This is a genomic window from Streptomyces kebangsaanensis (genome assembly GCF_001906585.1).
Classification (GTDB): domain Bacteria; phylum Actinomycetota; class Actinomycetes; order Streptomycetales; family Streptomycetaceae; genus Streptomyces; species Streptomyces kebangsaanensis.
Window position 1 is genome coordinate 26,827 of the sequence record NZ_JUJA01000170.1, and the last position, 9,432, is coordinate 36,258.

Here is a 9,432-nt window from a genome sequence, read left to right on the forward strand (position 1 = left end):
GCAGTCAGTAGCTGTCGATGTGCAGCGCCTTCTCCACGAACTCGTGCACGTCCGTGTACGGGTCCTTGTCCCACTTGCCCACATGTGCCGCGTGCTGGCCGTTCATCCGCTCGGCGTTCTTCCGGGCGGTCTTGTAGCGGCCCAGGATCTGGTGCGGCAGGACGACCTTGGGGGTCTTGGCGTCCTGGGAGCCCCGCTGGAACGGGAGCCGGTCGGCCGCCCCGTCGCACACCCCGGCGAACGAGCCGCTGACCGGCTTGTAGTGCGCGAGGCGCCACACCTCGAAGCACGGGTGTGAGAAGGCGACTCCGATGCCCGCCGCCTTCGCCTGGTCCAGTGCGTCACGGACGTACTTGTAGTTGTCGTGGTCGAAGAGGCACCAGACCTGAGGCAGGTACTTCTTCTCCAGCTTGGCCCGCTTCGCCTTGCGGTCCTCTTCGCGCTTCAGCCTGATCGCCTGCTCGACGAGGTCGAGCGGCTTGCGCCCACTGTCCGCTCTGCGGTTGGCGATGTGCATCTCCACCGGGACCTCGTCGGCGAGCGGGACGCCCTGGTCCTTGAGGATGTCGAGATACGAGGGCTCGGTCACCTTGCCCTCGGTGAAGATGAAGACCTGACGCTTGCGCTGCCCGCCCCGCCGGGCCGCACGCTCCCACGAGTCCCTGCCCTTCTGCGCCCGCCCCATCAGTCCCGCTCCGCCCCGTCCGCTCGCTCGCCTGTCCCGTCGTACGTGCCGGCCTCGCGCGCCACCAGCAGCCGCCGCGCGATCTGCCCCTCCAGGAGAGCCGGAACCCCACCGAAGGCCCCCGCGAGATAGGACTGCGTGAGGTCCTCGTCCTCGCCAGGCTCCACGTCGGTGAGCGGATACAGCTCGGTCGCCCCGTCCCTGTTCTTCTCCGTCAGCCACACCTGCGCCGGGTCGAGGAGCCGCTCGCCGCTCGGGGTGGTGAGCACGGTCGCGTCGTGCGACGTGAAGACCAGCTGGGCGCCCTTGGGGTTCGCGTACGGGTCGTGGAAGAGCCGGACGACCTCGGCCGCGAAGCGGGAGTGCAGGCTGGCGTCGAGTTCGTCGACGAGGAGGACCGCGCCCTCGTCGAGGGCGAGGAGGAGAGGGCCGAGGAGGGCGAACCAGGACCGGGTGCCGTAGGACTCCTCCCGCCAGTCGAAGGACACGTCCCCGGCAGCCGAGTGGTGGGTCAGCTTCACCGTGTCCCGGCCCGGGCTCTCCTGGACGACCCTCGCTCCGGTGATGCCGAGGTCGGCGACCCTCAACAGCTCCTGGATCCTGGTGGCCCTGGGACCGGACAGTTCCTTCGTGGTGTACCGCGCGCGCTCGTCCCGCTCGACCTCCGGGCTGATCATCCAGAAGTTGCGGCGGAACCAGTGGAACAGCGGGGAGAGCTGCGGGTGGTTGTCCGTGCCGGCCGTGGAGAGCAGCAGGGCGTTGGGCCTCGTACGCCGTACGAGCTGGGCCCGGTCCCTGACCCGTCCGCCGGGCCACTTGAAGACGTCCGGCCGGGAGGCGTCGCGGTCGAGCCATTCCTGGCGGCGGCCGTGCGGGTAGCTGTGCAGCCATTCGGACTCGACACGGGTTGCTCCGAGTTCGAAGCCGTACGTCCAGCGGACCGCGTCGATGACGACGTCGACCTCGAAGAAGGAGGGTTCGCTCTCGCTCTTGGGGTCCAGGGAGAAGACCTGGCGCGGGATGCCGTCGTAAGAGGCCCAGTGCGCATAGGAGTTGAGGACCGCGTTACGCATGTCCGTCATCGCACTCAGGACGTTCGACTTACCGGAGGCGTTGGCCCCGAAAATGCCGATCAGCGGGAGGACGGAGACGGATCCGCCGCCTGCGAGATCCACCGGGTTCGCCGATCCACCCTGTTTCTCGCCCGGCGCGACGAAGGACAGCTCCTGCTCGTCTCGCAGGGACCGTACGTTCGCGACGCGGAACCTCAGCAGCACGCTGTCCTCCTCTCCCGGGTCAGGGTAATGGCCGCATCCGACATCGGCCCGGCCGGGACGCCCGCGACCTCATGGAACATATCCCGCCGAGGTCACCGCGAACAGTCGATCGGGTGATCAGTCCGAGCCCAGGTGGGTAGGGGCGAACATGCGCAGGACCGCCGGGAGGACGACCACCGAGGGACCTGGTGCGGCCAGGGCCGTCGACAGGTCCCTCTCGAGGGTCTCGGGGGTCGTGCGCACGCCCGGGACGCCGAAGGACTCGGCCAGGGCCACGTAGTCGGGGCGGGTGAGTTCCGTCGCCGTGGCCTGGCCGAAGGCGTCCGTCATGTACTCGCGGAGGATGCCGTAGCCCCCGTCGTCGACGATCAGCCAGGTGACGTTCAGGTCGTACTGGCGGGCCGTGGCCAGCTCGGCGACGGAGTACAGGGCTCCGCCGTCGCCGGAGACCGCGAGGACCGGGCGGGTGGGGTCCGCGACCGCCGCGCCGAGCGCCGCCGGGAAGCCGTAGCCGAGGCCGCCGGCGCCCTGGGCCGAGTGCATGGTGTTGGGGGACTTGGCGTCGAAGGCCGACCAGGCCCAGTACGCCAGGATCGTCATGTCCCAGAAGGACGGGGAGTCGGCGGGCAGGGCGCGGCGGACGGCGGCCAGGACGTCCTGCTCCAGGGTGAGGTCCTGGGCGGCGATGCGGTCGCGGACCTTGCCCAGCAGCGCCCGTACGCGGTCGGCGGCGCCCTCGTCCGGGCGCGCGTCCACCGTCTCCAGCAGCGCCTGGAGCGCCGGGCGGGCGTCGGCGTGGATGCCGAGCGCCGGGTGGTTGGACTCCAGCTTGCCGAGGTCGGCCTCGATCTGGACGACCCGGCCGCGCGGCGTGAACGTGTGGTAGTTGGAGGAGAGTTCGCCCAGTCCGGAGCCGACCACGAGCAGGACGTCGGCGTCCTCCAGGAAGTCCGTGGTGTGCCGGTCCTCCAGCCAGGACTGGAGGGACAGCGGGTGCTCCCAGGGGAAGGCGCCCTTGCCGCCGAAGGTGGTGACGACGGGGGCGTTCAGTTTCTCGGCCAGGGCCAGCAGTTTGCCGGACGCGTCCGCGCGGACCACTCCCCCGCCCGCGACGATCGCGGGGCGGGCGGCGCGGGAGAGCAGGTCGGCCGCCACGGCGGTGAGTTCCGGGCGCGGAGCCGACTCCTCCGGGGTCGCGTCCACCGCCGTGACCACGGGCAGGCTCGTCTCCGCCAGCAGCACGTCCTGCGGGATCTCCACCCACACGGGCCCGTGCGGGACGGTCAGCGCCGACTTCCAGGCCGCCGCGATCGCGGACGGGATCTGGGACTGGGTGCGGACGGTGTGCACCGACTTCACCACGCCCCGGAACGAGGCGGCCTGGTCGGGCAGTTCGTGCAGATAGCCGTGGCGGCCGCCGCCGAGCCCGGCGGTCGGGACCTGGCTGCTGACGGCCAGGACGGGAGCGGAGGCCGCCGCCGCCTCCTGGAGGGCGGCCAGGGAGGTGAGGGCTCCCGGGCCGGTCGAGAGGAACAGCGGCGCGGCCTCGCCCGTGATCCGGCCGTAGGCGTCCGCCGCGAAGCCCGCGTTGTTCTCCACCCTGAGGCCCACGTATGCGAGGTCCGAGCGGCGCAGCGCGTCGAACATGCCGAGGGCGTGCTGGCCGGGCAGGCCGAAGACGGTCGTCGCACCGAGCCCGGCGAGCGTCTCCACGACCAGGTCTCCGCCGTTGCGGCCGGGGGGAGGATTGAGCGCTGCCTCCGTCTGGGCGGGCGTGGGGCGGAGTACCAGGTCGTGGTCGTGGGTCACTGGGGCTCGGTCTCCTTCGGGGAGTCGTACGCGTCGGGCGTGAGGGTCACGCGTTGCGGGCGGCCGCGATCTGGCGGGTCATGATGGTGGTCAGTTCGTACGCCGTGTGGGAGGCGGCGACCGAGGTGATCTCGGCGTGGTCGTACGCCGGTGCCACCTCGACGATGTCCGCCGACACCAGGTGGCAGCCGGCCAGTCCGCGCAGGATCTCCAGCAGCTCGCGGGAGGTCATGCCGCCCGCCTCGGGGGTGCCGGTGCCGGGTGCGTGGGCGGGGTCGAGGCAGTCGATGTCGATGGAGATGTACAGCGGGCGGTCGCCGATGCGCTGGCGCAGCTGGTCGGCCACCTCGTCGGCGCCGCGGCGGTAGACGTCCGCGGAGGTGACGATGCCGAAGCCCATCTTCTCGTCGTCGGTGAGGTCCTGCTTGCCGTACAGCGGGCCGCGGATGCCGACGTGGGAGAGGGCGGAGGTGTCGAGGATGCCCTCCTCGACGGCGCGGCGGAACGGGGTGCCGTGGGTGTACTCGGCGCCGAAGTAGGTGTCCCAGGTGTCGAGGTGGGCGTCGAAGTGCAGCAGGGCGACCGGACCGTGCTTCTTGGCGACGGAGCGCAGCAGCGGCAGGGCGATGGTGTGGTCGCCACCGAGGGTCATCAACCGGGCGCCGGTGCCGAGCAGTTCGTCGGCGGCGGCCTCGACGGTCTCCACCGCCTCGTTGATGTTGAACGGGTTCACGGCGATGTCGCCGCCGTCGGCGACCTGGGCGAGGGCGAACGGGGAGGCGTCCTGCGCCGGGTTGTAGGGGCGCAGCAGCCGGGACGCCTCGCGGATGGCGTTGCCGCCGAAGCGGGCGCCCGGCCGGTACGAGACACCGGAGTCGAACGGCACACCCACGACGGCGACGTCGGTGGTGCCGACCTCGTCGAGGCGGGGCAGCCGGGCGAAGGTCGCGGGGCCGGCGTACCGCGGGACGCGGGAGGAGTCGACGGGACCGCGGGGCGTTTCGTTGCTGCTCATGGTGAATTGCCTTCTTTCTCGCGCTTCATCGCACATGTGCCGCTTTTCAACCGACTCTACTGGTGGGCCGGGGCGGGTTCGGACGGGAGTTCGGGGGTGCGCCCGGCGAGGCGTTCGCGCCAGGCGGCGAGGACGGCCTCGTCGGTGGGCCTGGTCAGCAGGGAGACGACGACGTAGACGGCGAGGGAGGACAGCAGGCCGTAGTAGACGGGCTCGTTGGCGAGGATGCCGAAGGTCGCCATGAGGCCGATGACGGCGAGGCCGCCGACGATCACGGCGGCGAGGGCGCCCTGCGCGGTACCGCGCTTCCACACCAGCCCGCCGAGGATCGGCACGAGCAGTCCGCCGACGAGCAGGTTGTAGGCGACGGTCAGCGCCTCGACGACGTTGTTGAGGGCGATGGCGGTGCAGATCACGGCGACGCCCATGACCAGGATGAAGGCGCGGTTGCCCTTGACCTCGTCGTGCTCCTCCCCGTCGCGGTGGACGACGCCGCGCAGCCGGGACCAGATGTCGTTGTTGGCGACGGTGGCGCAGGCGATCAGCGCGCCGGAGGACGTGGACATCACCGCGGCCAGGGCGGCGGCGAGCACCAGCCCGCGGACGCCGACGGGCAGGTCGTCCTTGACGATGGTGGCGAAGGCGTCGTCGGCGCTGGCGAGGTTGGGGTAGAGCACCTTGGCGGCGGTGCCGATGACGGCGCCGGCGATGGCGTAGACCAGGCAGTAGGTGCCGGCGACGGTGCCGCCCCACTTGGCCGTCGTGTCGCTGCGGGCGGTGAAGACGCGCTGCCAGATGTCCTGGCCGATGAGCATGCCGAAGGTGTAGATCAGGACGTAGGTGAAGATCGTCTCGCCGCCGATGCCCAGCGGGTCGAAGTAGGAGGTCGGCAGCTTGGCCTTCATCTCGCTGAAGCCACCCGCCTTGACGACGGCGATCGGCAGCAGCAGGAGCAGTACGCCGATCGTCTTGACCACGAACTGCACCATGTCGGTCAGCGTGATGGACCACATGCCGCCGAGGGTGGAGTACGCGACGACGATCGTGCCGCCGAGGATGATCGCGACGGTGCGGTTCAGGTCGAACAGGACGTCGAAGATCGTGGCGTAGGCGATGGTGGAGGTGACCGCGAGCATCAGGGTGTACGCCCACATCACCACGCCCGAGATGACGCCGGCCCGGCCGCCGTAGCGCAGGTCGAGCATCTCGGAGACGGTGTAGACCTTCAGGCGGGCGATCCGGGCCGAGAAGAAGATCGAGAGGGCGAGGATTCCGAGGCCGATGGTGAAGACCATCCAGGCCCCGGAGAGTCCGTACTTGTAGCCGAGGCCGACGCCGCCGATGGTGGAGGCACCGCCGAGGACGATCGCCGCCATGGTGCCGGAGTACATGGCGGGCCCGAGCCGGCGGCCCGCCACCAGGAACTCGCTCTTGGACTTGGCGCGGCGCATGCCCCACCAGCCCATGGCCAGCATCCCGGCCAGATAGACGACGATCACTGCGTAGTCGACGGCCATGGGCCCTCCTCTTCGCGCACGGGGGATGTTCGGGGGTGGGACGACGGCAGCGGCTCGCGGGGGCGTACGCCCGTACCGTGACTGCCGGTCCGAGTCGACATTAGGTGGCCGAAAAGCGACTGCGAAGTGTACGTTTCATCCATTGGAACGAGACGGCATGGAGGGAACGCACATCATGCTGGATGCGCCGGTCCCCTTTGCCCCCGTGGTCCCACCGACCCCGCCCATCCTTCTGTCGGCCCTGCTGGCCCGGGAGGACCTCGCCCTGCGCCGGATCGCGGGGCCGACCGGCCGGGACACGGTGATCCACTGGGCGCACGTCTCGGAAATGGCCGACCCGTACCCGTACCTGCTGGGCGGCGAACTGCTGCTGACGGCCGGCGTCCATGTCGAGCCGGCCGCGGGCACCGGCCCGTACTTCGACGGCTACGTCTCCCGGATCGTGGCGGCGGGCGGCGCGGCCCTCGGCTTCGGCCTGGCGCCGGTGCACGACACGGTGCCGCCCGCCCTGGTGGCGGCCTGCGACGCCCACGGCCTCCCGCTGCTGGAGGTCCCCCCGCGGACCACGTTCTCCGGCGTCGCCCGCGCCGTCTGGCAGCTGATGGCCCAGGCCCGCCTGGCCGAGCTCCGCCGCGTCACCGAGGCCCAGCAGAGCCTGGCCGCCGCCGCCTCCCGCCCGGACCCCGTCCCCTCGGTCCTCCGCCAACTGGCCCACCGCCTCACGGGCTGGGCGGTCCTGTACGGCCCCGACGGCACGGACATCGCCTCGGCGGGACGGCCACAGGCAGAAGAGGTGCGGGGTGCACTGGCGGGGCTCGCCGGAGTGGTACGGCCGGTGACCTCCGGTGGCACACCCTCCGCCCACACCGGCCGGCCCGCGCCCTCCTCCGCCACCGACAGCGTCCGCGGCAGTCATCTCGCCGCCTACGCGCTCGGGGCCGGGCAGGGGTTCGTGCTCGGGGTGGCGGCGCCGGAGCGGGGCCCCGGGGACCACACCATCGTCTCCGTCGCCGCGGTGCTGCTGTCGTTGCTCACCGGGGAGCACCAGAGCGGTACGGGGGCGGCCCGGTCCTCGGCGCTCGTGCGGGTGTTGCTGGGGGCGGCGCCCGAGGAGGTGGCGCCGTTGCTCGGAACCGGACGGTGGGTCGTGGTGCACGCGCGGCCGGACGCACAGGTACCCGACACCATGGCCGCCTCCGCGCTCGGCGCCGCGCTCGGGTCCGCGCTGGTGGACCTCGCCGACGGGGTCGTACGGGTGCTCGTCCCCGCCGAGCGGGAGCCTGCCCCCCAGCCCGGCTGGACCCTCGGCGCGAGCACCGCCGTCACGGCGGCCGACTGGCCGGCCGCCGACGCCCAGGCGGCCCGCGCCCTGGCCCGCGCCCGCGCCACCCGCGTCCCCCTGGTCCGCCACGGCGACCGTTCCGGCCTCACCGACCTGCTCCCCCGCGACGAGGCCGACGCGCACGCCCGCGCCCTGCTCGCCCCCATCGGCGCGGCGCCGGCGCTCACCGAGACGCTGCGCACCTGGCTTTCCCTGCACGGCAGTTGGGACCGCACCGCGGTCGCCCTGTCCGTGCACCGCAACACCGTCCGCCAGCGCATCGCCCGCTGCGCCGCGCTGCTCGGCACCGACCTGGACGACCCGGACGTCCGCATGGAACTGTGGTTCGCCCTGCGGCGGGCCTGACACCACAATGGGGGCCATGCCGATACCCGGGACACCCAGCCGCGCCGAACTCGTCGACCACCTCGTGAGGACCCGTATCGCCGGGAACGTCGCCACCCCCCGTGAGAACAACCTCTCCCACTACCGCAAACTCGCGAACGGCGACCGCCACTTCTGGCTCGGGCTGGAGCTCGGCGACCGCTGGAGCGACGAGCAGGACGTACTCGCGGTGATGGCCGAGCGCGTCGGCGTCAACGACGACCCGGAGCACCGCCACGGCCAGGACACCATCGACCCCGAGCTGACCGTCGACGCCCTGGAGCGGATGGCCGGCCGGCTGCGCAAGGCGGCCGACGGGCGGCAGCAGGTGCTGTTCGCCACCGGCCACCCCGGCGGTCTGCTCGACGTGCACCGCGCCACGGCCGCCGCGCTGCGCGCCGCCGGCTGCGAGATCACCGTCATCCCGGACGGGCTGCAGACGGACGAGGGGTACGTCATGCAGTTCGCGGACGTGGCCGTCCTGGAGCACGGCGCCACGCTGTGGCACACCCACTCCGGCGATCCGATGCGCGCCATCCTCACCGGCCTGGAGCGCGAGGGCCGCCCGCTGCCGGACCTGGTCGTCGCCGACCACGGCTGGGCGGGCTGTGCCGGTCAGCACGGCGTGGACTCCGTCGGCTACGCGGACTGCAACGACCCGGCCCTCTTCCTCGCCGAGGCGGAGGGGACGCTGCAGGTGGCGGTGCCGCTCGACGACCACGTGATCAGCCCCCGGTACTACGACCCGATGACGGCGTACCTGCTGGACCAGGCGGGCCTGGCGTAGGGTTTCCCGGCGCCGGGTCCAGATGGTCCGGGCGGACCCGGCGGCACCGGGGCGTGCCCCATGACGTGGTGCGGGCGATCAAGCCCTTCGCGTTCCGGGACGAGGGCCGTGGCGGCCTCCGGGGAAGCGGCACCCCGCGAAGTGTCCCGCTGAGACGGGTCGGGCACTCGGTCCCGCGGTGCCAACCGTCCCCCACCTGTGGGTTCCGGCGCCTTGATCCCCTGCACCACCTGGCGGGACGCCGTCCGGCGCCGGGGAACTTCGCGACGGCGTTCCCCGGCGACGTTCCTCAGCGTTCCCGGGGAACGCGGACCACGCCCTCCTGGATCACCGAGATGGCCAGCCGGCCGTCCCGCGTGTAGATACGGGCCTGGCCGAGGCCCCGCCCGCCGTGCGCGGAGGGCGACTCCTGGTCGTACAGCAGCCACTCGTCGGCCCTGAACGGCCGGTGGAACCACATCGCGTGGTCCAGTGAGGCCCCGACGACGTCCCCGACCGCCCAGCCGCCGCGCCCGTGGGCGAGCAGCACCGAGTCGAGCAGCGTCATGTCGGACACGTAGGTGGCGAGGACGACGTGCAGGAGGGGATCGTCGTCGAGCTTGCCGTTGGTGCGGAACCACACCTGGGAGTGCGGCTC

7 protein-coding genes and 1 pseudogene are annotated in these 9,432 nt (G+C 72.0%); 2 read left to right on the forward strand and 6 right to left on the reverse strand.

Annotated features, from left to right (window positions below):
- Positions 1-4: 4 nt before the first annotated feature.
- The 5 genes from RH94_RS38160 to RH94_RS38180 form a co-directional block, all read right to left on the reverse strand.
- A complete protein-coding gene (locus RH94_RS38160; RefSeq protein WP_073952859.1) occupies positions 5-685 on the reverse strand; it encodes an RloB family protein in 681 nt (226 codons plus the stop codon).
- The gene (locus tag RH94_RS38165) at positions 685-1,962 is read right to left on the reverse strand and encodes an AAA family ATPase (RefSeq protein ID WP_073952860.1); all 1,278 of its coding nucleotides are present in this window, start codon (positions 1,960-1,962) and stop codon (positions 685-687) included. Before RH94_RS38165 ends, RH94_RS38160 begins: the two co-directional genes overlap by 1 nt.
- 117 nt (positions 1,963-2,079) lie before the next feature.
- Entirely contained in the window at positions 2,080-3,771 is a 1,692-nt protein-coding gene (locus tag RH94_RS38170) for a thiamine pyrophosphate-binding protein (RefSeq protein ID WP_073952861.1), read from the reverse strand.
- Between the two features lie 46 nt (positions 3,772-3,817).
- Complete coding sequence (gene speB, locus RH94_RS38175) at positions 3,818-4,786, reverse strand: agmatinase (protein ID WP_073952862.1); 969 nt, start codon at positions 4,784-4,786, stop codon at positions 3,818-3,820.
- A gap of 56 nt (positions 4,787-4,842) precedes the next feature.
- The gene (locus RH94_RS38180; protein ID WP_073952863.1) at positions 4,843-6,303 is read right to left on the reverse strand and encodes a sodium:solute symporter; all 1,461 of its coding nucleotides are present in this window, start codon (positions 6,301-6,303) and stop codon (positions 4,843-4,845) included.
- A gap of 157 nt (positions 6,304-6,460) precedes the next feature.
- Between RH94_RS38180 and RH94_RS38185 the strand changes: the two genes are divergently transcribed.
- Both RH94_RS38185 and RH94_RS38190 read left to right on the forward strand, forming a co-directional pair.
- Positions 6,461-7,990: a PucR family transcriptional regulator gene (locus RH94_RS38185; RefSeq protein ID WP_073952864.1), complete on the forward strand. Its 1,530-nt coding sequence runs from the start codon at positions 6,461-6,463 to the stop codon at positions 7,988-7,990.
- A 16-nt stretch (positions 7,991-8,006) separates the two neighbouring features.
- Complete coding sequence (locus tag RH94_RS38190) at positions 8,007-8,795, forward strand: phosphatase (RefSeq protein WP_073952905.1); 789 nt, start codon at positions 8,007-8,009, stop codon at positions 8,793-8,795.
- Between the two features lie 289 nt (positions 8,796-9,084).
- Here RH94_RS38190 and RH94_RS45995 read toward each other — a convergent pair.
- Positions 9,085-9,432: pseudogene (locus RH94_RS45995) on the reverse strand (acyl-CoA thioesterase domain-containing protein); the annotation flags it as partial.